Source organism: Lentzea cavernae (assembly GCF_014653695.1).
Lineage (GTDB): Bacteria > Actinomycetota > Actinomycetes > Mycobacteriales > Pseudonocardiaceae > Lentzea > Lentzea cavernae.
Map to the genome: position 1 here is coordinate 1 of NZ_BNAR01000029.1, position 24,693 is coordinate 24,693.

The 24,693-nt window shown below is 69.2% G+C and carries 23 protein-coding genes and 1 riboswitch; of the genes, 8 read left to right on the forward strand and 15 right to left on the reverse strand.

The annotated features are described in order from the left end of the window. Positions 1–255: 255 nt before the first annotated feature. Together IE307_RS44935 and IE307_RS44940 are read right to left on the reverse strand one after the other, a co-directional pair. Positions 256–1,602, reverse strand: a complete 1,347-nt coding sequence (locus tag IE307_RS44935; RefSeq protein ID WP_191305626.1) for a polysaccharide lyase 6 family protein — start codon at positions 1,600–1,602, stop codon at positions 256–258. Positions 1,603–1,645: 43 nt separating this feature from the next. After that, a complete protein-coding gene (locus IE307_RS44940; RefSeq protein WP_191305627.1) occupies positions 1,646–2,080 on the reverse strand; it encodes an NUDIX hydrolase in 435 nt (144 codons plus the stop codon). 74 nt (positions 2,081–2,154) lie between these two features. On the opposite strand from IE307_RS44940, the gene IE307_RS44945 reads away from it, so the two are divergent. Both IE307_RS44945 and IE307_RS44950 read left to right on the forward strand, forming a co-directional pair. Continuing rightward, a complete protein-coding gene (locus tag IE307_RS44945) occupies positions 2,155–3,087 on the forward strand; it encodes an SPFH domain-containing protein (RefSeq protein ID WP_191305628.1) in 933 nt (310 codons plus the stop codon). Continuing rightward, complete coding sequence (locus IE307_RS44950; RefSeq protein WP_191305629.1) at positions 3,087–3,299, forward strand: type II toxin-antitoxin system antitoxin; 213 nt, start codon at positions 3,087–3,089, stop codon at positions 3,297–3,299. Before IE307_RS44945 ends, IE307_RS44950 begins: the two co-directional genes overlap by 1 nt. Here the strand turns inward: IE307_RS44950 and IE307_RS44955 are convergent. Further along, entirely contained in the window at positions 3,296–4,030 is a 735-nt protein-coding gene (locus IE307_RS44955; RefSeq protein WP_191305630.1) for a PIG-L deacetylase family protein, read from the reverse strand. The two genes, IE307_RS44950 and IE307_RS44955, sit on opposite strands and share 4 nt — an antisense overlap. Before the next feature lie 150 nt (positions 4,031–4,180). On the opposite strand from IE307_RS44955, the gene IE307_RS44960 reads away from it, so the two are divergent. The 3 genes from IE307_RS44960 (at position 4,181) to IE307_RS44970 (ending at position 7,713) form a co-directional block, all read left to right on the forward strand. Further along, positions 4,181–6,445, forward strand: a complete 2,265-nt coding sequence (locus IE307_RS44960) for a glycoside hydrolase family 3 N-terminal domain-containing protein (RefSeq protein ID WP_191305631.1) — start codon at positions 4,181–4,183, stop codon at positions 6,443–6,445. 125 nt (positions 6,446–6,570) lie between these two features. Then, positions 6,571–6,837 carry a 30S ribosomal protein S20 gene (gene rpsT, locus IE307_RS44965; protein ID WP_089928157.1) on the forward strand — a complete coding sequence of 89 codons (267 nt, stop codon included), beginning with the start codon at positions 6,571–6,573 and terminating at the stop codon, positions 6,835–6,837. A 78-nt stretch (positions 6,838–6,915) separates the two neighbouring features. After that, positions 6,916–7,713, forward strand: a complete 798-nt coding sequence (locus tag IE307_RS44970) for a class I SAM-dependent methyltransferase (protein ID WP_191305632.1) — start codon at positions 6,916–6,918, stop codon at positions 7,711–7,713. Position 7,714: 1 nt separating this feature from the next. Here IE307_RS44970 and holA read toward each other — a convergent pair whose 3' ends face one another. Next, entirely contained in the window at positions 7,715–8,683 is a 969-nt protein-coding gene (gene holA, locus IE307_RS44975) for a DNA polymerase III subunit delta (RefSeq protein WP_373306094.1), read from the reverse strand. Positions 8,684–8,770: 87 nt separating this feature from the next. Next, a riboswitch (SAM riboswitch) is annotated at positions 8,771–8,903 on the forward strand. An 11-nt stretch (positions 8,904–8,914) separates the two neighbouring features. Here holA and thrC point away from each other — a divergent pair. Further along, the gene (gene thrC, locus IE307_RS44980) at positions 8,915–10,171 is read left to right on the forward strand and encodes a threonine synthase (RefSeq protein WP_191305634.1); all 1,257 of its coding nucleotides are present in this window, start codon (positions 8,915–8,917) and stop codon (positions 10,169–10,171) included. On the opposite strand, the gene IE307_RS44985 is transcribed toward thrC, so the two are convergent. The 10 genes from IE307_RS44985 to IE307_RS45030 all read right to left on the reverse strand — a co-directional run bounded on the left by IE307_RS44985 (position 10,155) and on the right by IE307_RS45030 (position 20,930). Beyond that, positions 10,155–12,962: a DNA internalization-related competence protein ComEC/Rec2 gene (locus IE307_RS44985; protein ID WP_308436457.1), complete on the reverse strand. Its 2,808-nt coding sequence runs from the start codon at positions 12,960–12,962 to the stop codon at positions 10,155–10,157. The two genes, thrC and IE307_RS44985, sit on opposite strands and share 17 nt — an antisense overlap. A gap of 896 nt (positions 12,963–13,858) precedes the next feature. Continuing rightward, positions 13,859–14,557: a ComEA family DNA-binding protein gene (locus IE307_RS44990; protein WP_191305635.1), complete on the reverse strand. Its 699-nt coding sequence runs from the start codon at positions 14,555–14,557 to the stop codon at positions 13,859–13,861. 87 nt (positions 14,558–14,644) lie between these two features. After that, positions 14,645–15,538, reverse strand: coding sequence for a DegV family protein (locus IE307_RS44995; protein ID WP_191305636.1), 894 nt, complete (start codon positions 15,536–15,538; stop codon positions 14,645–14,647). A 20-nt stretch (positions 15,539–15,558) separates the two neighbouring features. Then, positions 15,559–16,326 (reverse strand): diglucosylglycerate octanoyltransferase, encoded by a 768-nt coding sequence (gene octT / locus IE307_RS45000; RefSeq protein WP_229905661.1) that lies wholly within the window; start codon positions 16,324–16,326, stop codon positions 15,559–15,561. After that, a complete protein-coding gene (locus IE307_RS45005; protein ID WP_191305637.1) occupies positions 16,287–16,892 on the reverse strand; it encodes a histidine phosphatase family protein in 606 nt (201 codons plus the stop codon). The genes octT and IE307_RS45005 overlap by 40 nt, the downstream gene beginning before the upstream one ends. Before the next feature lie 8 nt (positions 16,893–16,900). Continuing rightward, entirely contained in the window at positions 16,901–17,284 is a 384-nt protein-coding gene (rsfS, locus tag IE307_RS45010) for a ribosome silencing factor (protein ID WP_030468098.1), read from the reverse strand. Positions 17,285–17,425: 141 nt separating this feature from the next. Beyond that, a complete protein-coding gene (cspE, locus tag IE307_RS45015) occupies positions 17,426–17,629 on the reverse strand; it encodes a transcription antiterminator/RNA stability regulator CspE (protein WP_030468099.1) in 204 nt (67 codons plus the stop codon). Between the two features lie 85 nt (positions 17,630–17,714). Beyond that, positions 17,715–18,296: a nicotinate-nucleotide adenylyltransferase gene (gene nadD / locus IE307_RS45020; RefSeq protein WP_191305638.1), complete on the reverse strand. Its 582-nt coding sequence runs from the start codon at positions 18,294–18,296 to the stop codon at positions 17,715–17,717. Positions 18,297–18,478: 182 nt separating this feature from the next. Then, positions 18,479–19,558, reverse strand: coding sequence for a cytochrome P450 (locus IE307_RS45025; RefSeq protein ID WP_308436458.1), 1,080 nt, complete (start codon positions 19,556–19,558; stop codon positions 18,479–18,481). Positions 19,559–19,664: 106 nt separating this feature from the next. Further along, positions 19,665–20,930 carry a glutamate-5-semialdehyde dehydrogenase gene (locus IE307_RS45030; protein ID WP_229905662.1) on the reverse strand — a complete coding sequence of 422 codons (1,266 nt, stop codon included), beginning with the start codon at positions 20,928–20,930 and terminating at the stop codon, positions 19,665–19,667. Positions 20,931–20,993: 63 nt separating this feature from the next. Between IE307_RS45030 and IE307_RS45035 the strand changes: the two genes are divergently transcribed. Both IE307_RS45035 and IE307_RS45040 read left to right on the forward strand, forming a co-directional pair. Beyond that, positions 20,994–23,078, forward strand: coding sequence for a RecQ family ATP-dependent DNA helicase (locus IE307_RS45035; protein WP_191305641.1), 2,085 nt, complete (start codon positions 20,994–20,996; stop codon positions 23,076–23,078). A 40-nt stretch (positions 23,079–23,118) separates the two neighbouring features. Beyond that, a complete protein-coding gene (locus IE307_RS45040; protein WP_229905663.1) occupies positions 23,119–24,303 on the forward strand; it encodes a cytochrome P450 in 1,185 nt (394 codons plus the stop codon). Here the strand turns inward: IE307_RS45040 and IE307_RS45045 are convergent. Next, on the reverse strand, positions 24,281–24,691 hold the full coding sequence (locus IE307_RS45045) for an anthrone oxygenase family protein (protein ID WP_191305642.1): 411 nt from the start codon (positions 24,689–24,691) through the stop codon (positions 24,281–24,283). The genes IE307_RS45040 and IE307_RS45045 overlap by 23 nt on opposite strands. Positions 24,692–24,693: the final 2 nt, after the last annotated feature.

Here is a 24,693-nt window from a genome sequence, read left to right on the forward strand (position 1 = left end):
CACCGCAGTCACATCAGCTTTTCGCTGACTTACTTCCGGGGCTGTGTTTGAAGCTTATTTGGTCTTGCTCTCCGGTGTCAAATCGGCCTCTCGGAGGCTCTTTCTCTTCCGGTTTTTTGGCCAGGCCCGTTCCGGTCTGTATTTCCCGGCCCGCTTCGCTCTGACATGGAGAACATTACACGGGCCTGTTTCGATCTCCAAATCGGGGGGTCCTGGTAACCGCCACACGGGCGGCTACCAGGACAAATGCGTTCGTCAGGGTGCGGAGACCCCGACATCGGCCTTCGTCAGCGGCTTCCGCACCGCCGACGAGTTGTACTCATCCGCCCCGACATCACGCGTGCCCGAGCGCGCCTGAAGGTCGAAGTCACGCGTCACATAGGAGTAGGTGCCCACCGACGCGTTGATGGCGGGACTACCGGACGCGAGCCGGAACAGTCCGTTGGCGTCCTTCACCAGCTTCGGGTCCACGGACTTGTAACCGGACGACGGCATGCTGCCGCCGGTACCACCCCAGATGACGTTGCCCTCGTACTTGACCGTCGAACCGGACTGCAGCGTGACGACGCCACCGGAAGATCCCCGGATGACGTTGTTCGCGAGCACGCAGTCCTTGGGCGCGTATGTACCCGTGTCGCTGTCGACCACCGCGCCCGTGCCGACCAGGGTGTTGAACGCGACCGTCACGCGGTCGGGACGGTCGTGCGACGTGGACGTCGGGCCGCTGTCGGTCTCCGAGCCCTTCCCGAACACGATCGCCCGGTCCCCGGTGTTCTGCACGTAGTTGTTGAACACCTTGTGGTCGTTCCCGTGGAACCGGATGCCACTGCCGAACAGCAGGTTGCCCTCGACGGTGGTGCGGTTGCCGTGACGCAGGACGATGTAGCCCTTGCTGTCGCGGATCGTGTTGAAGCGGATCGTGTTGTCCGAGGACTTCACGGAGATGGCCTCGGGATCACCGTTGGCCTTCTCGAACAGGTTGTGCTCGATCACCGCGTTCGCCGACTTCGACTGCTTGTGGCTGTACCCGAGCCGGATCGACTCGCCGCCGTTCGCGCCGGAGAAGCTGTGGTTGTAGAAGTAGTTGTGGTGGACCCAGGTCCTCTTGGCGATCTCACTGCCCGGACCGGTGATCTGCAGGTAGACGCCCTCGCTGCTGCGGTTCGAGAACGTGTTGTGGTCCACCTGGACGTCGTCGGCGCTCACGGTGAGCGAGGCGCCGTCCTTGTTGCCGTTGTAGGTGTTGCGGGTGATGCGCGTGGCCTGCGCTTCAGCCGGCACCGACAGCGTGCTGGTTCCGTTGAAGACGAAACCTTCGATCGTCACGTCCCGAACGGCCCCGAGTTCGAAGCCGCCCTTGTCAAACACGGTGCGGCCGGCGCTCGCGGCGGCCACGGTGATGCCCGACTTGGTGATCTTGACGGGTCGTTCGGCGGTGTGCACGCCCTCGGCCAATACGAGGCGCTGACCAGGTCGTGCGGTGTCGATCGCGGCCTGCAGGGAGGACACGGTCGAGACGCCGACGACAGCAGCGAAAGCAGGCACGTGAACGAAGGACGACAGCAGGGCGGCCGCGCCGACTGCGGCTAGTGATCGGATCATTCGCCAACTCCGGTGTTGGGTCGTCGGCGGCGGTAGGGCGAAGCTACCGCAAGATTCCGGCGGGTGGGGTGGTTCGGTACAACCCGAGGGCTGTGTCGAGTGACGGCACTCGCTCCAGTTGTCCGATGTCTGCGAGCGGGTGCCACTGGGCGAGGTCGGTCGTGCCACCCACCTCGTTGCGCAGCTCGCCACCCACGATCCGCACCTCGTACATGATGCGAAGAGCGTGGTAGTCGCGGTCCGGGTCCTGGCGGAGCTCGGAGTCGATGCCGAGCAGGCGGACCACCTCGGCGGCGTACCCGGTCTCCTCCTCGATCTCCCGGATGACCCCGTCGTACGGGTGCTCGCCGTGGTCGATGCCGCCTCCGGGCAGGATCCAACGTTTGCCCTTCGGGCCAAGCCAGCGCGCCAGCAGGATCTCGTCGCGTTCGTTGACGCACACCCCGTACGCGGCCACGCGCTGCTTCTTCGCCCTCATGCGACGCAGCGTAACTTGCGATCACCGCGAGAAAAGTGATATCACTTAGATACTACTTCGCTAGGGGGTCCTGGATGAGTGCATCCATCGAAACGACGGTCCAGATGCCGGCGCCTGTCGTCCGCGAGAAGCAAGCGCGGGAACTGCCCGGTCTCCTCATGTTCTTCGCTGGGTTGGCGGTGCTGGCTGTGAGCGTGTGGACGTTCATCGAGGGGATCAAGACGACCGACGCCGCCGACGGCGACCCGGCGGTCGGGCTGCTGCTCACCGGTGTGCTGTTGTTCCTGGCCACCGCGGTGATCTGGAAGGGGCTGTTCACGGTCGCGCCCGGCGAGGTGCGCGTGCTGCAGTTCCTCGGCCGTTACGTGGGCACGGCGCGCACGGACGGTCTGCGGTGGGCGAACCCGCTCACCACGAGGGAGAAGATCTCCGTCCGCATCCGCAACCACGAGACGGCGACGCTCAAGGTCAACGACGCGGACGGCAACCCGATCGAGATCGCGGCCGTGGTCGTGTGGCAGGTCGAGGACACTGCGCGCGCACGGTTCGAGGTCGACGACTTCGTGCGGTTCGTCGGCATCCAGACCGAGACGGCCGTGCGGCACATCGCCAACAGCTACCCGTACGACAACCACGCCGAGACCGGCCTGTCGCTGCGGGAGAACGCGGACGAGATCACCGAGACCCTGGCGATCGAGATCGCGGCACGGGTGCAGTCGGCGGGCGTGAAGGTGATCGAGTCGCGGCTCACGCACCTCGCCTACGCACCGGAGATCGCTCACGCCATGTTGCAGCGGCAGCAGGCGGGCGCGGTCGTGGCGGCGCGGACGCGGATCGTGGAAGGCGCCGTCGGCATGGTCGAGCTCGCGCTGGAGCGGCTCGCCGCCCACGAGGTCGTCGAGCTCGACGAGGAGCGCAAGGCGGCGATGGTCTCGAACCTGCTCGTCGTCCTGTGCGGTGACCGTTCCACTCAGCCCGTGGTGAACACCGGTTCGCTCTACACCTGATGGCAGACCGCAAAAGCGTTCTGCTCAGGCTCGATCCGGCGGTGCACGACGCGTTGAGCAGGTGGGCGAACGACGAGCTGCGCAGCACCAACGCGCAGATCGAGTTCCTGCTGCGGCGTGCGCTGGCGGACGCGGGCCGGCTGCCCGGCGAGGCGAAGAAGATGCCTCGCCGCGGCCGTCCCCCGAAGAACCCCGAGGGCGAGGAGTCCTAGAACTCGGGTGGTGCCTGGAGGTCGTGGGCGCGGAAGAGCACGGCGTGCTCGACGCCCATGGCCTTGCCTCCCATCGAGGTGAACATCGGGATGAGGTCCGCGGGGGCGGGATGCCCCGGCAACGCGGCGAGGTAGGCGGCGTGCGCTTCGAGGGAGGCCACGCCGCGCCTGAGCGGCTCCCCCGTCACGTCGACCCCGTGGGTGGCGTCATCGCCCATCGCGACCCTGAGGTACCAGCGCGGGGAGTGCGGTTCGAGGCCCTCGTCGACCTGCTCGGGGAAGATCCAGCGGTTGCCCGCGTCGCGCAGCGCGTCGAGGGTCGCGAGGCCCGCCGCGCGGTGGTCGGCCTGGTCGAAGCCCCACGGCGTCTCGATCTCGTACCCGCTGCCGATCACGACGTCGGGCTTGAACCGGCGGATCTCGCGGCAGATGTCGCGGCGCAGGTCCAGCCCGTGGACGAGGACTCCGTCGGGATGCTCCAGGACCGTCAGGTGCTCGACGCCGACGACGTCGCACGCGGCCCGTTGCTCGGCGACGCGCAGCCGGGCGGTCTCCTCCGGCGGGTTCGGCATCCCGGCCTCGCCGCGGGTGAGCAGGAGATAGCCGACCTCGATGTTGCCGGCGGTCCAGCGGGCGACAGCCGCGGACGTGCCGTACTCCATGTCGTCGGGGTGCGCGACGACGCAGAGCACCCGTCTGAACGACTCCTCGGGTAGTGCGGGCAGTGTCATGCGGCCATTTTCCTCCTTTCGGCCGAAGTGGCTGAGCAGGCGTTTCACCAGCATGAAAGCGTTTGCAGTGAGTTCGCCCGTTCGGAGGTGTGCCGGTCTGGGTCCTCACGCGATGGTGTGCGGCGGGCGCACCGGGAACGTGGAGGAGTCTTGTCTTTGTTCTCCCGCAAACGCGCCGGTCTCGGCGTGCTGGGTGTTGCTGTGGTGGTCGCGTCGCTGACACCGGCCGGTGGTCTGGCGGCCGGCAAGGAGGTCTACCTGGACAGCCGGGCGTCGACCGAGCGGCGGGTCGAGGACCTGCTCCGGAGGATGACGCTCGAGGAGAAGGTCGGGCAGATGGCCCAGATCCGCGTGGGAAAGCTGCGCGGTGACTGCAACAACGTCAACGGGCCGTTGGTGGACTCGTGCTTGAAGGCGGTGCTCTCCGACGCGCACGTGGGGTCGATCCTGTCCGGCGGTGGTGACTCACCGGTCGAGAACACGCCCAAGGCGTGGGCCGAGATGAACAACGCCATCCAGCGCTACGCGTTGGAGAAGAACCGGCTGAAGATCCCGATCATCTACGGCTCGGACGGCGTGCACGGGCACAACAACGTCATCTCCGCGACGATGTTCCCCCACCAGATCGGGCTCGGCGCGACGTGGAACCCCGGCCTGCAGGAGCAGATCGGCGTGTCCGCGTCGAAGGCGTTGCGCGCCACCGGTGTCTTCTGGAACTTCGCGCCCGTCTCGGACATCGCGCGGGACACGCGGTGGGGCCGTTACTACGAGACCTACAGCGAGGACCCGTTCCTGTCCGGGCAACTGGCGGCGGCGAACGTGCGCGGGCAGCAGTCGAAGGTGGACGACACCGCGCAGCTGACCGCGACCGCCAAGCACTTCGCCGGCTACTCGGCGCCGGAGAACGGGCACGACCGCGCGGCGGCGCAGATCCCGATCCGGCAGTTGCAGGACCTCGTGCTGCCGTCGTTCCAGGCGCAGTTCGACGCGGGCGTGCGCACGGTGATGATCAACTCCGGTTCGATCAACGGCGTGCCGGTGCACGCGTCGAAGTACATGCTGCAGACGCAGCTGCGCGACAAGATGGGGTTCAAGGGCGTCGCGGTCTCGGACTGGCAGGACATGCGGTACCTGGTGGACCGGCACAAGGTCGCGCCGGACTACAAGTCGGCGATCGCGATGAGCGTCAACGCCGGTGTGGACATGGCGATGGAACCGTCGAACGCGGCCGAGTTCACGTCGTTGCTGCTGGCGAACGTGCGTGACGGTTCGGTGTCGCGCGGGCGGATCGACCAGGCCGTGCGGCGGGTGCTGAAGCTCAAGTTCGACCTCGGGCTGTTCGAGAAGCCGTACGTGGACCCGGCGAAGGCCGACGGCAACGTGGTGGGCGTGGACCGGGACCTGGCGCGCAAGGCCGCCGCCGAGGGCACCGTGCTGCTGAAGAACGACGGCGTGCTGCCGTTGTCCTCTGCTGCGAAGAAGATCGTCGTGACCGGGGAGACCGCGGACGACGTGCGCCGCCAGCTCGGTGGCTGGACCGTCGAGTGGCAGGGCGTGCCGGACGACTCGCCGTTGCCGCCGACCGCGACCGTGCTGACGGGTGTGCGCGAGGCCGTTCCTGGTGCGTCCGTGGTGCACGCTCCGACTCAGGCCGCGGCGGTGGCTGAGGCGGACGGCGCGGACGCGGTGGTCGTGGTGCTGGGTGAGAAGCCCGGTGCGGAGGGTCCGGCCGACACGGAGAACCCGGTGCTGACGCCTGAGCAGCAGGCGTGGGTGGACGCGGTGCAGGCGACCGGCAAGCCGGTGGTCGTGGTGCTGCTGACCGCGCGTCCGCAGGTGCTCGGCGCGGCGGCGGACGCGAACGCGCTGGTCGCGGGCTGGTTGCCGGGCAGCGAGGGCGGCAGGGCGATCGCCGACGTGCTGTTCGGCGCGGTCAACCCGAGCGGCAGGCTGCCGATCTCGTGGCCCAGGGCGCTCGGTGACCCGACGCTGACCTACGACCAGCTGCCGGGCGCGAACACCTCGGCGGGCGCGAAGTACGACCCGCTCTACGCGTTCGGGCACGGGCTGTCGTACACGTCGTTCACGACCTCGGGGCCGTCGGCGGCGGCGGACCGTTCGAACGGGGTGGTGAAGTTCACCGTGGCGAACACCGGTGCGCGTGCGGGTACCGCCGTGGTGCCGGTCTACGTGCGTCAGCCGGCCTCGCCCGTGCTGACGCCGGACGCCCGCCTGGTGGGCTTCACCCGCGTGGAACTCGCTGCGGGACAGTCGAAGCAGGTCGAGGTGTCGTTCAAGCTCTCGCAGCTGGCCCTGACCGCCGGCGACGTGGACGGCGACGGGCGGCGTGAGGTCGCCCGCGGCGGTTACGAGGCGGTGGTCGGCGCCGAGAAGGCCGCCTTCACGGTGCGCTGAGCTGGCCTGATATCCTTCGTCGTCGTGAACGCGCGGCTCTCCGCCGTGGAGGAGACCCGGTCCTCGTGACCGGTGCCGACATAGCGCGCCACGAACCCCGGTTTCGACAAGAAGGGTGATGTCGCATGGCGAACATCAAGTCCCAGCTCAAGCGGATCAAGACCAACGAGAAGGCCCGCCTTCGCAACAAGTCGGTCAAGTCGTCCCTGAAGACGGCCATCCGCAAGTTCCGCGAGGCTGCCGAGGCCGGCGACAAGGCGAAGGCCCTGGAGCTGCTGCAGGACGCGTCCCGCAAGCTCGACAAGGCCGCCAGCAAGGGCGTCATCCACGCCAACCAGGCCGCCAACAAGAAGTCGGCCATGGCGCTGCGCGCGAACTCCCTCGAGGGCTGATCTCGCTCGCCAGAGCTTTGGTGAAGGGCCCCATCTCCTCCGGGAGGTGGGGCCCTTCCTCGTGTAGGGGTAGAGCTCATGGAATCGCTGCCACGTCTGGACTTCTTCGAGCTGCACGACCTCGACGGCACCCCGCCCGTGCTGCGGACCCTGCACACGGAGTCGATCCTGACCATCTACCGGCTGACCGATGCCGCGCGCGAGTACTCACGCCCGTTGGCGCTGGCTCTGCGATCAGGCGCGGACCACCGGATCGTCGACCTCTGCTCGGGTTCGGGCGGACCGGTGCCGTTGATCCAGCGGCGGCTGCACGCCTCGAGTGTCCACACCCAGGTCACGCTGACGGACCTGGTGCCGAACGTGCCCGCTTTCGAGCGTGTTTCTCGCCGCCGTGCGCCCGGCTCGTGCTGCTCGGTGGACTACGTGGCGACGTCGGTCGACGCCACGGACTGCCGGGTGGAGGGCACGCGGACGATCTACGGCGCGTTCCACCACTTCCCGCCGCCGCTGGCCGCCCGCATCCTGCAGAACGCCGTCGACACCCGGCAGCCACTTGTCGTCGTGGACACCAAGAGGTCGTGGCTCTACGTGCTGGTCTTCCCGTTCTTCCTGACCCTGGCGGTGTTGCTGGCGGCGCCGTTCCAGCGCAATCCCCTGCCGCGCTACCTGCTGCGGCTGCTGCTGACGTACGTCGTGCCGGTGCTGCCGTTCATGATGTTCTTCGACAGCGTCGTGTCGTTCCTGCGCATGTACGGCCGCGCGGAACTGCGGCGGATCGTCGACGGCCTGGACGGCACCGAGTCGTTCACGTGGACGATCGGCGTCGAGCCCGGCTTCACGGGAGCCCAGTACCTGATCGGGATCCCGCGGCCCTGACTCAGCGGCGGCTGTGCGCGGCCACGATCCGGAGCACGGCGCGTTCCAGCGCGTAGTCGGCGTCGGCCGCCACGCCCTTCACGTCCGCATTGAGCCCCGCGACCACCTGCATCGCGTCGGCGAGACCCGACTGGTCCCAGCCGCGTGACTGGGCCTGCGCCTTCTTGATCTTCCACGGTGGCATGCCGAGCGGCCCGGCCAGGCTGAACGGGTCGGCGCGGCCCACGGCGGACACCCGCGCGACCGTGCGCACCGCGTCCGCCAGCGCGTCCGCGACCAGGACGTGCGGCACGCCGAGCTGCATGGCCCAGCGCAACGCCTCCATGGCGCCCGCCCTGTCCCCGACGACGGCCTTCTCCGCGACGGCGAACCCCGTCACCTCGGCCTTGCCCTGGTGGTAGCGGCGGATCTCGTCGACCGTCACCTTGCCGTCGGTGTCGGAGACGAGCTGCGACGAGGCCGCGGCGAGCTCGCGCAGGTTCGTGCCCACGGCGTCGATGAGCGTGGCGACGGCCTCCGGGTCGATCTTGCCGCCCGCGCGCCGCACCTCGTTGCGCACGAACGCCTCGCGCTCCGCGGCCTTGGTGACCTTGGCGCACTCGGTGACCGCGGCTCCGGCCTTCTTCAGCTGTCCCGGCAGGTCCTTGGCCGCCTTGCTGCGACCACCGCCGGTGTGGACGACGACGAGCGTGACCCCGTCCGCGGGCGCCTTGACGTAGGAGAGCACCGTGTCGGCGACCTCCTTGCTGATGTCCTGCCCGTTCTGCAGGACGATCACGCGACCCTCCGCGAACAGCGACGGGCTCACCAGTTCGGCCAGCTCCGGAGGCGTGAGATCAGTCACCTGGACGCGGGTGAGATCGGCCGTCGAGTCGACCTCGCGCGCGGCCTCCAGAGCCGCTCGAACAGCCCGTTCGACCAGCAACTCCTCCTCGCCGATGACGAGGTGCAGTGACTCCAGTGCGCTCACGCCCGGCATCCTCCCACGTCTCGAATCGTGGGCGTTTGTGGCTCGGTGACAGACCTATGCCGTAACTTGGTGGCCACAACTGAACACCGCTCATCCAGAGGGGCAGAGGGAACGGCCCGACGAAGCCCCGGCAACCGGCGTCAACGCCGCAGCACATCGCTGCGCGCAGACGATCACGGTGCCAATTCCGACCCGTTAGATTTCGCGGGACAGATGAGGAGATACCTCGCGATGACTGCTGTCACTGTGCCCACCGGCACCAAGTTCGACCTCGGCCCTGCCCGTGCACTGCTGTGCCGGGAATGTGGGAATGAAACCCCTCTCGCTCCTGAGTACGCCTGTCTCGAGTGTTTCGGGCCGCTGGAAGTGGCCTACGACTTCGGGAAGATCCGGCGCGAGGACATCGAGGCCGGCCCCAGGTCGATCTGGCGCTACCGCGGCCTTCTCCCTGTTCCGTCCACTGTGGAACAGCACCCGAACACCGACCCCGGCGGCACCCGCCTGGTCGAGGCGCACAACCTCGCCAAGGCCCTGGGAGTCCGCAAGATCTGGGTCAAGGACGACACCGGCAACCCCACGCACTCGTTCAAGGACCGCGTCGTCGGCGTGGCGCTCGCCGCCGCCCGCGAACTCGGTTTCAAGGTGCTGGCCTGCCCGTCCACCGGCAACCTGGCGAACGCCGTCGCCGCGGCCGCCGCCCGCGCGGGCTGGAAGTCCGTCGTTCTCGTGCCCTCCAACCTCGAGCGCGCCAAGATCCTCATGAGCGCCGTCTACGAAGGCGCCCTGATCGCCGTCGACGGCAACTACGACGACGTCAACCGCCTCGCCCAGGAACTCGCCGCGGAGAACGAGGACTGGGCGTTCGTGAACGTCAACGTCCGCCCGTACTACGCGGAAGGCTCGAAGACCCTCGGCTACGAGGTCGCCGAGCAGCTCGGCTGGCGCCTGCCCGACCAGATCGTCGTGCCGATCGCGTCCGGCTCGCAGCTCACCAAGGTCGACAAGGCGTTCCGCGAACTCGGCCAGCTCGACCTGGTGGAAGCCTCGCCGTACAAGGTGTTCGGCGCGCAGGCCACCGGCTGCTCCCCGATCTCCGCCGCCTTCAAGGCGGGCCACGACGTCATCCGCCCGGTCCGCCCGGACACGATCGCCCGTTCGCTGGCGATCGGCGCCCCGGCCGACGGCCCGTACGTGCTCGACGCGGTGCGCCGCACCAACGGCGCCATCGAGGACGTCACCGACGAAGAGGTCGTCGAGGGCATCAAGCTGCTCGCCCGCACCGAGGGCATCTTCGCCGAGACCGCCGGCGGCGTGACCGTCGCGACGGCGAAGAAGCTGATCGAGTCGGGCCAGCTCGACCCCGACGCCGAGACCGTGCTGCTGATCACCGGCGACGGCCTCAAGACCCTCGACGCGCTCGGCGACACGATCGGCCCGCGCGCGACGGTCCCGCCGTCGGCCGAAGCCGTCATCAAGGCACTGGGTTAAGCACCTCCTTCCGGCTTGGGGACGCACGCGCGTCCCCAAGCCGTTCTCGTCTCACAAGGCGATCGCGTCCGTCTGAAGCCAGCCGGTGCGCGGGAACCGCTGCAAGCCGTCCACCACGTGCGGTCCGACCGCCTCCACGGTGGCGCGCCACGCCACGATCCGTTGCGGCCACGGGGCTTCCGCCTTGAGCGCGTTGTAGTGGTAGTCGTCCCAGTCCTCCGGCCCGATCCGCAGGTCGTCGTCGAACACGTGCTCCACGACGAGGTCGTACGCGTCTTCCGTCGTCTCGGCATTCGTCGGGGGCAGCACGTGCGTGGTCGTCGCCTTGTACGTGACGGCGCGCGTGCCGTCTTCGAGTGTTTCGCAGATGTAGTAACCGAAATCGGGCTTGAGTTCGTCGTGCGGCCACGGCGTCGCCGTGTAGTTCTTCTGCCACAACGCCCACGCGAGACCCGGCGTGCCACCGGGGATCGGGTAGCGAGCGTTGAACAACCTGACCCAGACCATGTCTTCTCCTTCGTACGATTCGGTTCCCCGGCAGCACCGCCAGGTCGCCGTCCTTGTCCGTGCGCAACACCAACGCACCTCCCGCCCGCAACACGTCGATGACGTGCGGGCTCGGATGCCCGTACCTGTTGCCCGTGCCGACACTCACCAGCGCCACCCGCGGCCGCACAGCCTTGAGGAACGCGGGCAACGAGTACCGGGAGCCGTGGTGCGGCACCTTGAGCACCTCGGCGTTCAGGTCCCGCTCCCCCAGCAACGCCGCCTGGCCGGCCAGTTCGACGTCACCGGTGAGCAACACCCGGCCTGCCCTCGTGTGCGCTTTGAGCACGAGCGAGTAGTCGTTCACGGTCGTGTTCTCGTCCTCGGCGACCGGCGGCCGCCTCGGCCCCAACACCTCCAACTCCAGTCCCGGCAAGGCGAACCGCTCCCCCGCCTTCGGCTCGACAACCCGCACGCCGTGAGCGCGCGCTCGCCTGCTGACCTCCTTCCACGCCCACTCGGGCTCTCTGAGCGGCCCGACCGCGACCGCCCCCACCGCACGCCCGGTGAGCACGGCGTCGAGACCGCCAACGTGATCCGCGTGCAGGTGCGTCAGCACCACCAGCGGGATCTTCTTGATTCCCAACGTCTTCAGACACCGGTCGACCGCACCGGGGTCGGGCCCGGTGTCGACCAGCACCGCCGTCTCGGCGTCATCGGTGGCCAGGACCAGCGCATCGCCCTGCCCCACGTCGCAGCTGACGACCTTCCACCCCTCGGGCGGCCACACCGGCGCCACGACTTTCAACGGCACCAACACGACGAACCCGCCGACGAGCACCGCGACGACCAACGTTCGCGTCTTCTTGAACCGCAACAACAACACGACCACGACGGTGACGGCCGTGAGCGCGATCGCCCCCGTCCAACCGTCCGGCCAGCCGACCGCCGCACCGGGTACGGCCGACGCTTGCCGCCCGACCACGACCAACCAGCTGACCGCCGGCCCGGCGACATGGGTGACGAATTCGGCCGCCTGCGGTGAGAGCGGCGCGACGGCTGCCGCCACCACACCCAGCACCGTCGCCGGCGCGACCACCGGCCCGGCGACCAGGTTGGCCACCACCGACACCAGGCTCACTTGCCCGGACAGCCCCGCCACCACCGGAGCCGTGGCCAGGCTCGCGGCCATCGGCACGACGATCGCCTCGGCCAGCCCGTTCGGCACACCACGTTTCTTGAGCGCCCGTGCCCACTTCGGCGCAACGAGCACCAACGCCGCCGTCGCCACCACGGACAACGCGAACCCCGGATCACCGCCCAGCGCCGGATCGTGCAGCACCAGGACGAGCACCGCCGTCGCGAGACTCGGCACCGCGGACCGTTGCCGGCCCAGCACCAACGCCAGCAACGCAACGGCACCCATGACCGCCGCCCTGAGCACGCTCGGCTCCGGACCGGCCAGGATGGCGAACCCGACCAGGGCCATCAGCGCCGCGACGGCCGCCGGACGCGGGCCGAGCCGCCTCGTCAGGAGGTAGACCGCCCCGCAGATGATGGCTAGATTCGCGCCGCTGACGGCAAGTAGGTGAGCGAGGCCGGCTGTCCGGAACTCGTCGACGATGCGCGGCACCATCCGTTCGGTGTCGCCCACGACCAGCGCCGGCAGGAGTCCGGCTTCCTCGTCGTCCAGCACCGCGCTGGCCTGTCTGAGGCCGTCGCGGTGTTCGTCGGCCCAGGTCTGCCAGATCGGCGGCGGTCGCGGGTTCTGCGGTGGGCCGCGGACTCTCAACAGCGCCGACGCCAGGTCGCCGCCTCGGGGTGGGGCCAGCGTGCCTTTGACCGTGACCTCCTGGCCCGGCAACAGGTCTCGCCACCTGTCCGCCGGGGCGAAGAGCACCAGTTGGGCTCCGTTCGCCGTCGCCCTGATCACGACGTTCTCCACACCTGCCTGGGTGCCGCCGAAGCCTGCGGCTCGGATTCCTTTCGGTCGGGTGGTGAGCTCGACGGTGAGGGTGGTGCTGCGGCCTTCGTCGGCGGCTTGGCGGAGTGGGTGGGATTCGGCCCTCAGGACGTGGCCGCCCACCCAGGCCGCTGCCACCGGACCCGAGATCAGGAGGGCGATCGCGGTGGTCTTGGTCCACCACGCCCTTCGCCAGGCCGTCAGGCCGATGGCTCCTGCTGTCAGGCCGGTGATGGCTCCTGCTTGCCAGCTCAGGAAGAGGCCGGCGACGGCTGTCGTCCAGACCGCTGCGGCTGCTGGGACCAGGCGGTAGTCGTGGGTCAGCGGGAGTTTGCGGGCCACCTGGGCCTCCCTTGGTCGGTGGGAGGGCTTGGGTCACGGGTGGGGCTGCCTTGGCGGGGTTGGGGCAGCTTCGGGCGACGGGGGTGGTGAGGGAGGGGGTGTGGCTGGACCTGGGGGCGTCGGGTTGCGGGGTGGTGCCAGGTGGTGTCGATGCGGGGTGGGCGGGTGATGCGGACGGATCGCACGGCTGGCTCCAATCGGCGGGAGGGCACAGGACGGTTCGGGGCGGGTGGATTTGTTGGTGTGGCGGCAGGTTCGAGGGGCAGCACGGTTGGTGCGCGGAGGTGGCTGGGGTGATGGGAGCGGCTGGGGTGTTGGGGAGCGGCTGGCGATGGGGATGGCTGGGGCTGTTGGGGTTGCTGGGTGTTGGAAGCGGCCGGGGCGTTGGAAGTGGCTGGGTGTTGGGGTGGTTAGGACGCGGAGTTGTTGGGGTGGCGGAGTTGAGGGCGGATGGGGTCGAGCGGGTTGAGGCGTGACGGGACCGGCCGAGGCTGGTCGGCCTGAGGTGAGTGGGGCGGGGTGTGGCGGTCAGCGCCTGGAAGGAAAGGCTGATGCCGAGCCCGGTTCGGCGGACGGGCGGCGGGCGCTGGGGTGCGGCTCGGTTGCAGCGCACAGGCGGCAGGGGCGTGGGCGGAGAGCCGGTGTGGTGGGGATCGGAGGTGGGAGCGGGGTCGGGCTTGGGGGTGGTGGGAAGGCTGCGGCGAGCAGGTGGCGGAGGGCTGTGGTCAGGGGGCGGCGGCTGGGGCGGGGTGGTGTTGGGGAGCGGTGCAGGGCGGAGGCGAGGGTCAGTGGGCGGGTGAGGTGGTTGTGGTCGGCGGGGATCAGGGAGTGGCGGGTCAGGTGGTGGTACTGGGCTTTGGTGCGGTGGTAGAGGGCCAGGGCCTTGGCGGTGGCCGTCATGTGTGGACCAGGTCGGCCAGCTTGGCCAGTTTTGATTCGCCGATGCCTTCGACGTCGCGGAGTTGGTCCACGGAGGCGAAGGGGCCCTTGCGCACGCGGTGGTCGACGATGCGTTGGGCCGTCACCGGGCCCACGCCGGGGAGGCCGTCCAGTTCGGTGGCGGTGGCGGCGTTCAGGTTCAGCTTCGACTGGGCCCCGCCTGGTTGAGGCGCGCCGATTTGGGGTGGGGGTGGGATGCCTACCGCTATCTGCTCGCCGTCGGTGAGTTTGCGGGCCAGGTTCAGGTTGTGGAGGTCGGTGCCCGGCTTCATGCCGCCTGCCAGGTGGATGGCGTCGGCGACCCTGGCGCCTGACGTGGCTGTGACCAGCCCTGGTGTGGCCACCTCGCCGATCACGTTGACGACCAGCTCGGGGGCTGGGGCCGAGGTGCTCACCAGTGCGAGGTCCGGGGCGGGTTCGGCGGCGGGGCTCTGCCACCAGCTGCCCAGGCCTATCACGGTGCAGGCGACGGCCACGCCCAGCGCCAGCAGGCCTCGGCGCGGGAGGTGCGGCAGGCGGAAGCGGCGGCGGGGTGGGCCGTGTTCGTCCGAGTCCTCTGAGCGGGCGTAGACCAGGGTCGGGTCGGCTCTCACCTTGTCGGCCAGGGCTGCCAGGCGTTCGGTCGGGAGGGGGTCCGGGTGGGAGCGGGGGAGCATGCGAGGGACGTTACGGAGCGGGGTGGGCGGGGAGGTGGGGTCGGCTCCGGGTCTGTGGATTACTCGCTGGTTGTGGACAGGTCGCGATCACTCGCCGGTCGGGGACGGGGAATTGTCGGGGGTGTGTGGGAGGCTGTCCGGTCCTCCCGGCAGCACCACGACGCCCAGCACGCCTGGGCCCGTGTGCGCGCCGATCACCGCGCCCACCTCCGAGATCACGCATCCCGTCGAGCCGGGCAGGCGTTCGTCGAGGCGGGTCGCCAGTTCGGCGGCGCGTTCGGGTGCGGCGAGGTGGTGCACGGCCAGTCCGACGGGGCCGTCGCCCGCCGCGGCCGCCGCCAGGTCGACCAGGCGGCCCACGGCGCGGCTCATCGTGCGGACCTTCTCCAGCGGCACGATCCGGCCGTCGTCCATGTGCAGCAACGGTTTCACGGCCAGCGCCGTGCCCACCAGCGCCGCCGCCGTGCCGATGCGGCCTCCCCGGCGCAGGTGGTCCAGGGTCTCGAGGCAGAAGAACATCCGCGTCTGGCCGGCGGCCGCCGAAGCGGCGTCCTCCACCTCGGCGGACGAGTGCCCGGCGGCGACGGCCGCGCACGCGCGCAACACCGAGAAGCCGAGGCCCATGCCCGTCGACCGCGAGTCGACGACACGGATCCGAGAAGGGCCGACCTCTTCCGCCGCCAGCCGTGCGGCCTCCCACGTCCCCGACAGCTCACGGGAGAGATGCACGGACACGACCTCGTCCGCTGTGGACAACGCCTCGCGGTACACGTCGGCCATCTCGCCGGGTGTGGGACGTGAGGTGGTCACCCTGCGGTGCTCGGCGAGGGCATTGGCCAGCTCGAAGGGGCCGAAGTCGACGCCGTCGAGGCGTCCGGCACCGTCCACCGCGACGTGCAGCGGCACCACGGTGATCGCATGGCGCTTCGCGAACCCCTCGGGCAGGTATGCCGTGGAGTCGGTGACGATGGAGATGCGCACGAGCGACGAGCCTACGGGGCTCACTCGTCCGAGGGACTCAACGCCACGGACGAGATGAAGCCCGGAGAAGAGATGAGCTCCGCCATCGCCTTGCCCACGAGTTCGTGGCCCTCCCAGCCCCAGTGCATCCCGTCCGGGTTCCCGGCACCGGACCGCACGTGCTCACCGATCACCGCGGGCAGGTCCAGCAACGGCACATCCGCACCTGAGGCCCACCCGCGCACGGCCGCGACCGCAGCCGCGTGCCCCTGGTGCGCGTACGCGTACGTAGCCGCGCGATGCACCGACGGCACGATCCCGACCGCGGGCATCGTGTACTGGAGGTTGCGGACGGACTGCAGCATGTCCCGCAGGTAGCGCGCTGTCAGCGCGGGAGGCAGCGACGCGCGCGTGTAAGGCGCCAACCGGGGCTGCACGAACTGATAGCCCGCACGCACCCGCCGCCGCAGCCAGTCCGGCCGCACATAACGCAGCCCCTCGCGCAGATACGTGGGCAACGGCGAGGGCAGCGTGTCCATGCTGCCCACCGCGAACACCAGCACGTCCGTGCGGGGCAGCAACGACCAGATCCGCGGATCCCCGGTCAACGCCCACCAGGCGTCCCGCGCCGTCCACCCGAACCCGGCCGCCAGCTCCGCCGAACCACCCAGAGCGGAAGCACAGACGTTGTGCCACAGCTGTGGATGATCAGCGGGCAGCGGCCCGGACGGCCCGAAGAACGACAGCGAGTCCCCGAGGACGAGCAGTCTCAACGCGTGGTGCCCGCGTTGTACGACGACAGCCGCCACCGGTCGTTGCGGCGGGTGAACACGGTCCAGTGGCAGTTCGAGATGCCGCCGAGCTGCGACCAGTTCTCCACCGGCAGGTCGAGCAACCGCCCGGTCAAAGCGCTGATCAGGCCACCGTGCGCGCACAGCAGGACCGTCTCGGAGAACTCCGCGTCGACCTCCCGCACGACCTGGATGGCCCGTTCGGCCACGTCGACGCGGGACTCGCCGTCGGGCGGGGTGTAGGTCGGGTCGGTGCGCCACACGGCGACGGCACCCGGCCACTCCTGCTCCACCTCGGCGATGGTCAGGCCCTGCCACTTGCCCAGGTGGGTCTCGCGCAGGCGCTCGTCGATCCGCAGCGGAACGTCCGCGGACGACGTGAACACGCCGGCGGTGTTGCGCGCACGCTGCAGGTCGGAGGCCACGACGACCTCAGGTTCGAACCCGGCGAGCACCGGCACGGCGAACCTGGCCTGGTTCAAGCCGGTCTCGGTGAGCGCCGAGTCCAGATGACCCTGCAGACGACCTGTCGCGTTGTAGTCGGTCTCACCGTGCCGCCACAGCACGAGCCGGCTCAGGGCCATCAGCTACCTCATTCAGCCGTGGAGTCCGCGGGGACGTCCGCTTCGAACTCGATGCGCGGGCAGTCCTTCCACAGCCGCTCAAGGCCGTAGAAGCTGCGCTCCTCGACGTGCTGCACGTGCACCACGACGTCGACGAAGTCCAGCAGCACCCACCGGCCCTCACGGGCCCCTTCGCGGCGCACCGGCTTCGTGCCGGCCTCCCGCAGCTTCTCCTCGATGTTGTCGACGATCGCGCCGACCTGCCGCTCGTTCGGAGCGGACGCGATCACGAACACGTCCGTGATCACGAGCTGGTCGGAGACGTCGAGCACCGTCACGTCGTGCGCCTTCTTGTCGGCCGCTGCGTTCGCCGCGACCAGCGCCAGCCGTCGTGCCTCGTCGGTGGCTGCCACGTCACTCCTCTGACTTCCGGCGGGCGTCGATACGCCCACACGAGTTACTGAGGGTACCGGCGCGCGCCAACGGGTACTTCACACGCAGGCATGACGAAGGCCACCTCAGCGCCCTGAGGTGGCCTTCACCTGCGCCGATGCTTAGAGCGGGCGGACCTGCTGGGCCTGAGGGCCCTTCTGGCCCTGACCGACCTCGAACTCGACCTTCTGGTTCTCTTCGAGCGAACGGAAACCCTTCGACTGGATCTCCGAGTAGTGCACGAAGACGTCTGCCGAGCCGTCGTCGGGCGCGATGAAGCCGAAGCCCTTTTCAGCGTTGAACCACTTCACGGTGCCAGTAGCCAAAGTCTTGCCTTCCACGAACCAGCAACAACCCGCTGATTGTTGCTCCCCGCGCGCTCGGATGCACGCAAAATCCACTCGAACGTGGTTACGACTCGGAGTACAGGCCTGTTTTGGCGATGTATTGGACGACCCCGTCGGGCACGAGGTACCAGACCGGCTGACCTGAGGCGGTACGTGCACGGCAGCCGGTTGACGAAATGGCCATGGCCGGGATCTCGACGAGTGAGACAGCGCCCGGCGGCAGGTGCCGGTCGTTCAGCGTGTAACCCGGACGGGTGACCCCGATGAAGTGAGCCAACTCGAACGCGTCCGCCGCGCGTTTCCACGACAGGATCTGCTCCAGCGCGTCGGCGCCCGTGATGAAGAACAGGTCGGCGTCCGGGTACTGCTTCTTGAGGTCTGTGAGCGTGTCCACGGTGTACGTGGGCCCGTCGCGGTCGATGTCGACCCTGCTGACCGAGAACCGGGGGTTGGAGGCCGTGGCGATGACCGTCATCAGGTAGCGGTCCTCTGCGGCGGAGACCTCCCGCGACGCCTTCTGCCAGGGCTGACCCGTCGGCACGAAGATCACGCGGTCCAGGTCGAACCTGGCCTGCACCTCGCTGGCGGCCACGAGGTGGCCGTGGTGGATGGGATCGAACGTGCCACCCATGACGCCGATGCGCATCGATCCAGCGTAGACCGGCGCCGGGCCGCTCCCGAGACCCAGCGCCGGTCGTGCTGATCACACCGAACGGCTCAGGGGGAGGACGAGCCGTGCGGGTCGCGGCTCACCCCGAAGCAAAGCCGCGCGCACTGGAGGAACGCGCGGACCGCTCCCCCATTACGCGACTCGGCCAAGATTTTTCTTCACCAGGCCACGACGAGCTTCAGCGGGCCTCTGACCAGCGAACCCTTGCGGAACTCGACGGGCTCCGCGAGCCGCAGGCCGGGCATGCGGCGCAGCAACGCGCCCAGCGCGACCTGCAGTTCCATCCGCGCGAGCTGGGAGCCGAGGCAGAAGTGGATGCCGTGACCGAACTGCATGTGCTGCCCGACCTCACGCTCCAGGTCAAGCTCGGCGCTGTTGGCGTACATCGCCTCGTCACGGTTCGCCGACGACACGACCACCAGCAGGGCGTCGCCTTGCTTCACCAGTGCATTGCCGACCTGGACGTCCTCGGTAGCGATGCGGGTGAAGCCGGCGCCACTGCCCAGCGGGATGTACCGCAGCAGCTCCTCGATGGCGTTGGGCAGCTTCTCCGGGTTCTCGCGCAGGCTCTTCATGTCGTCCGGGTGCTCGAACAGCGTGATGACGCTGTTGGCGAGCATGTTGGCCGTGGTCTCGTGCCCGGCAACGAGGAGCGTGATGCCGAACCGGACGAGCTCGTCCTCGGACAACCGGTCTTCGTTGTCGCGTGGGGCGACGAGTGCGCCCATCAAATCGTCCGTGGGATGCGCACGGCGCTTCGCGACCAGGTCAACGAAGTAGGCGTGCAGCTTCATCATGCCGTGCATGGCCTCTTCGGGCGTGTACCCGCCGACCGTGGACACCACCTGGTTCGACCACGTCTGGAAGTCGTCGCGGTCCTCGAACGGCACGCCGAGCAGCTCGCAGATGATCGTGACCGGGAACGGCATGGTGAAGCCCTCGACCAGGTCACCGGGGTTGGGCAGGCGGTCGAGGAGGTCGTCGGTGATCTGCTGGGCACGCGGCCGCAGCTCCTCGATCCGGCGCACCGTGAACGCCTTGGACACCAGCCGGCGCATGCGCGCGTGGTCGGCGCCGTCGTGCGTGAGGATCGACCCGCCCGGTGCGATGAGCGGCAGCATCCGCGGCACGTCCTGGCCGACCGTCAGCGCACGGCTGAACCTCGGGTCGCCCAGGACGAACTTCGTCTCTTCGTAGGACGTGACGAGCCAACCCTCGCCGCCGTACGGATACGTCACGCGCGAGACAGGCTCATCACGCCGTAGACGTTCATAGGTCGGATCGAGGGTCAGGCCGTCAGTTTCGGAGAACGGATAGGTGGGAGCCATGTCTCCGAACGTAGAGCTACGCCTTCGGGCGTGTGTGCCCTTCGCCCCACACGACCCATTTAGAGGACGTCAGCTCGGTCAGGCCCATCGGACCGCGTGCGTGCAGCTTCTGCGTGGAGATGCCGATCTCCGCGCCCATGCCGAACTCCGCGCCGTCGGTGAAGGCCGTGGAGGCGTTGACGAACACCGCCGCCGCGTCCACACGGGCCGTGAACCTGCGTGCCGCCGTGACGTCCTTCGTGACGATGGCCTCGCTGTGGCCGGAGCCGTACGTCGCGATGTGCTTCACCGCGTCGTCGAGGGAGTCGACGACCTTCGCGGCGATGTCGAGGCTCAGGTACTCAGTACCCCAGTCGTCGTCGTTGGCTTGAAGGACATCCGCCTGCCGTGCGAACTCCTCGTCGCCGTGGATCGTCACGCTCTCCTGCTGCAACGCCTTGGTGATGCGCGGGACGAACTCGTGCGCGACGTCCTTGTGCACCAGCAGCGACTCCGCCGCGTTGCACACGCTCGTCCGCCGCGTCTTGGCGTTGAGGACGATCGCCTCGGCCATGTCGAGGTCGGCGTTCGCGTCCACGTAGACGTGGCAGTTGCCGACGCCGGTCTCGATCGTGGGAACCGTGGCCTGCTCGACGACGGCGTTGATGAGACCGGAGCCGCCGCGCGGGATCACCAGGTCGACCAGGCCGCGCGCGGTGATGAGGTGGGTGACGGACGCGCGGTCGTGGCACGGCAGCAGCTGCACGCAGTCGGCCGGCAGGTTCACGCTTTCGAGTGAGTCGCGCAGGACCTCGACGAGCTTGGTGTTGGAGTTCTCGGCGGTCGAGGACCCCCGCAGCAACGCCGCGTTGCCCGACTTCAGCGCGAGACCGGCGGCGTCGACCGTGACGTTCGGGCGGCCCTCGTAGACCATGCCGACGACGCCCATCGGGACGCGGACCTGCTTGAGCTCGAGCCCGTTCGGGAGGATGCCGCCGGTGATCACCTGACCGACCGGGTCGCCCAGTCCCGCAACGGTTTCCAGGCCGACGGCGACGCCCTCGATGCGGCTGTCGTTGAGGGTCAGGCGGTCGAGGATGTTGTCCGGGAGACCCGCTGCCTTGCCCGCGTCGAGGTCCTTCTGGTTGGCCTCGATGATCTCTGGCGCGCGCTTGCGGAGCGCGGCGGCCATCTCCAGGAGCGCGGTGTCCTTGCGCTCGCGGGTGGCGAGGACGAGTTCGTCGGCGGCGACTCGGGCGCGGCGCGCTGCCGCGTGCACCTGGTCACGCAGGTCATCAGTCACGCCACACAGCTTACGACCAGCGACAATCACAATTGTCAGAGTGGCCTGGCAAGCTTGCTCCTCATGGACGACATCGCGTTGCGAGAACTGGCGGAGGAACGGCTCCGGGCACTGGCGGGCCCGAAGGCTGCTCTGCGCGAGGACCAGTGGACCGCGATCCACACGCTCGTGGCCCAGCGCCGCCGGGCTCTCGTCGTCCAGCGCACGGGCTGGGGCAAGTCGGCCGTGTACTTCATCGCGACGGCGCTGCTGCGTCAGCTCGGTGAGGGGCCGACGGTCATCGTGTCGCCGTTGCTCGCGTTGATGCGCAACCAGATCGACGCGGCGGCGCGGGCCGGGGTGCACGCCGTGACCATCAACTCGGCGAACCCCGGCGAGTGGGACGCCGTGCAGGAGCAGGTCGCGGCCGGCGAGGTCGACGTGCTGCTGGTGAGTCCCGAACGGTTGAACAACCCCGATTTCCGCGATGCGGTGCTGCCCTCCTTGACGGCGTCGGCGGGCATGCTCGTCGTCGACGAGGCGCACTGCATCTCGGACTGGGGGCACGACTTCCGGCCCGACTACCGCCGGTTGCGGACGTTGCTGACGGAGCTGCCGGCGGGTGTGCCGGTGCTGGCGACGACGGCGACGGCCAACAACAGGGTGGTCCACGACGTCACCGAGCAGCTGGGGCTCGGTGCCGACGAGGGCACGCTGGTGCTGCGCGGGCCGCTCGACCGCGACAGCCTGCGCCTGTCGGTCGCCCTGCTGCCGACCGCGGAGTCACGGCTCGGGTGGCTGGCCGAGCAGCTCGACCGCATGCCGGGTTCCGGGATCATCTACACGCTGACGGTCGCCGCGGCGGACGACATCGCGGCGTTCCTCGCCTCGCGCGGGTTCGCGGTGGCCGCCTATTCGGGCAAGACCGAGCCCGCCGAACGGGAGCGGGCCGAGACCGACCTGCTCGAGAACAAGGTCAAGGCGCTCGTCGCGACCTCCGCGCTGGGCATGGGTTTCGACAAGCCGGACCTGGGGTTCGTCGTGCACGTCGGTGCACCATCGTCGCCCATCGCGTACTACCAGCAGATCGGTCGTGCGGGCCGTGGCGTCGAACGTGCCGAGGTGGTCCTGCTGCCCGGTCACGAGGACCGGGACATCTGGGCGTACTTCGCGTCCTTGGCCTTCCCGCCCGAGGTGGTGGTGCGGCAGGTGCTGTCCGCGCTCGACGGCGCGGGCAGGGCGCTGTCGACGGCGGCGCTGGAGCCGATGGTCGAGCTGTCGCGCGGCAGGCTCGAGGTGGTGCTGAAGGTGCTGGACGTCGACGGCGCGGTCCGGCGCGTGAAGGGCGGCTGGGAGTCGACGGGCCGGCCGTGGGAGTACGACGGTGAGCGGTACGCGCGCATCGCGGAGGCACGCAGGGCCGAGCAGCAGGTGATGATCGAGTACCAGCGCACCGGTTCGTGCCGGATGAAGTTCCTGCAGGACCAGCTCGACGACCCGACCTCGCACGAGTGCGGTCGTTGCGACAACTGCACAGGCGAGCGGTTGTCCGTCGAGGTGTCCGAGGTGGCGGCGGAGGCCGCCCGCGAACGGCTGCTGCGCCCCGGCCTCGACGTGGCGCCGCGCAAGATGTGGCCGACGGGCATGAACGCGATCGGCGTTCCGCTGTCCGGCAAGATCCCCGCGACCGAGGTGGCGGCGACGGGCCGGGCGCTCGGTCGCCTCACCGACATCGGCTGGGGCAACCGGCTGCGCGACCTGCTCGCGGACGGCACCGACCGCGAGATCCCGGACGACGTGTTCGCGGCGTGCGTGAAGGTGCTGACGGCGTGGGGCTGGGACGAACGGCCGGTCGGCGTGGTGACGGTCGGTTCGCGCCGGCGCCCGCAGCTGGTCGGCAGCTTCGGTCAGAAGATCGCGGCGATCGGACGGCTGCCGCTGCTCGGCACCGTGTGGCTCGGCGAGTCGACGCACCGGGCCAACTCCGCCCAGCGGCTGGCAGGGCTGGTCCGGGCGGGCGAGGCGCCGGACGTGTCCGGTGTGGACGGTCCGGTTCTGCTGGTGGACGACCACATCGACACCGGGTGGACGATGACGGTGGCGGCTCGGATGCTCAGGAAGGAGGGGGTGTCCGCCGTGCTGCCGTTCGCGCTGGCGGTGACGAACTGAGCCTGCCGAACTGGCTCTGCCCTGTGGCACTGTCAGCGGCATGACTCCGGACGTCGTGCGGTACCGGCAGGCCGATCTCCTCGCGGGCCTGTACCGGCGGTTCGGACCGGTCGTGCGGGTGGGGCCGCACACCTACCTGCTCGGGCCCGAGGCGAACCGGTTCGTGTTCGCGCACTCCGAGCTGTTCGAGGTGGAGCGGGCGTTCCAGTCGCTGGTGCCGGTGGACGGGCCCACGTCGTTGATCGTGAGCGACGGTGAGGACCACAAGCGGCGGCGGCGGTTCGTGCAGCCGGCGTTGGCGCATCGGCAGATCGCCGGGTACGTGCCGGTCATGCGGGAGAACGCCGAGGCCATGGTGGACGCGTGGCGGCCCGGTGAGGTCGTGGACGTCTACCAGGAGTTCCGGCGGGCGATTCGGCGCAGCACGATTCATGCGCTGTTCGGAGAGGAGTTGGCGGAGGAGTCGGACTTCTTCGGTGCGCACCTGCAGGTGTTGATCAACCTGATCGACCGCAACCCGGCGGTGGTGAAGGTGCTCCGGACGATGAGGGCGCCCGCTTGGCGCGACGCCATGAGGGCGCGCAGGGTCGTCGACGCTCGGGTCTACCAGGCGATCGAGGAGACGCGTCAGGGCAAGGAGGCCGGTGACGTGCTCGCCGCTCTCGTGGAGGGGGACGGGCTCAGCGATCTGGAGGTGCGCGACCAGGTCGTCACGCTGATCGCGGCCGGGTACGAGACGACGAGCGGCGCCATGGCGTGGGCGGTGTTCAACCTGTTGCGGCACAACGGGGTCTGGGAGCGGGCGCGGGAGGACGACGAGTACCTGGCGAACGTCGTCAGCGAGACGCTGCGGCTGTACCCGCCGGCGGTGGTGTCGGCGCGGGTGGCGGCGCAACTGTTCGAGTTCGCCGGGAAGAAGATCAAGCAGGGCGCGTTCCTGCTGTACAGCCCGTACGTCACGCATCGGCTGGCCGAGATCTACCCGGACCCGCTGAGGTTCGATCCCGATCGCTGGGAGTCGAAGCCGGCGCCGCACGAGTTCCTGCCGTTCGGTGGCGGGCCGCACCGGTGCGTCGGGGCCGGGCTCGCCACGACCGAACTGACGGTGATGCTGAAGGTGTTGCTGGAGAGGCCGAAGCCGGAACTGCTCCCCCAGCGGTTGGTGGCGACCGGGCTCGCCGCGATGCGTCCGAAGAACGGGCTCAGAGTCCGAGCAGCAGGGTGACGGTCGAGGCGAGGCAGCAGGCTGCGCGCACGTGGTTCCAGAGCGTCCACTTGCGCAGGTACTCGGGCCAATAGGCGTCGTCGGTGCGTTCGAGGCGGTTGTTCATCGGCACGTTGACGGCCATGGTCAGCACGAAGCAGCCGAGGACGTAGAGCAGGCCGCCGGCGATCCGGCCCTGGAAGACCTCGATGCCGCACACGACCGCGGTGCCGAGGAACACCAGCAGGAACACCGGGTTCTGGATGCGGGCGTTGATCCGCCGCATGGCGCCGCGGGCGTGCTCGGGAGTCAGGTCCGCGAGGCCGGGCATGACGGCGACGGAGAAGGCGAAGAACACGCCGGCCATCAGACCGGTGGCGGCGACTGCGATCAGAGTGGTTGTCCCCATGG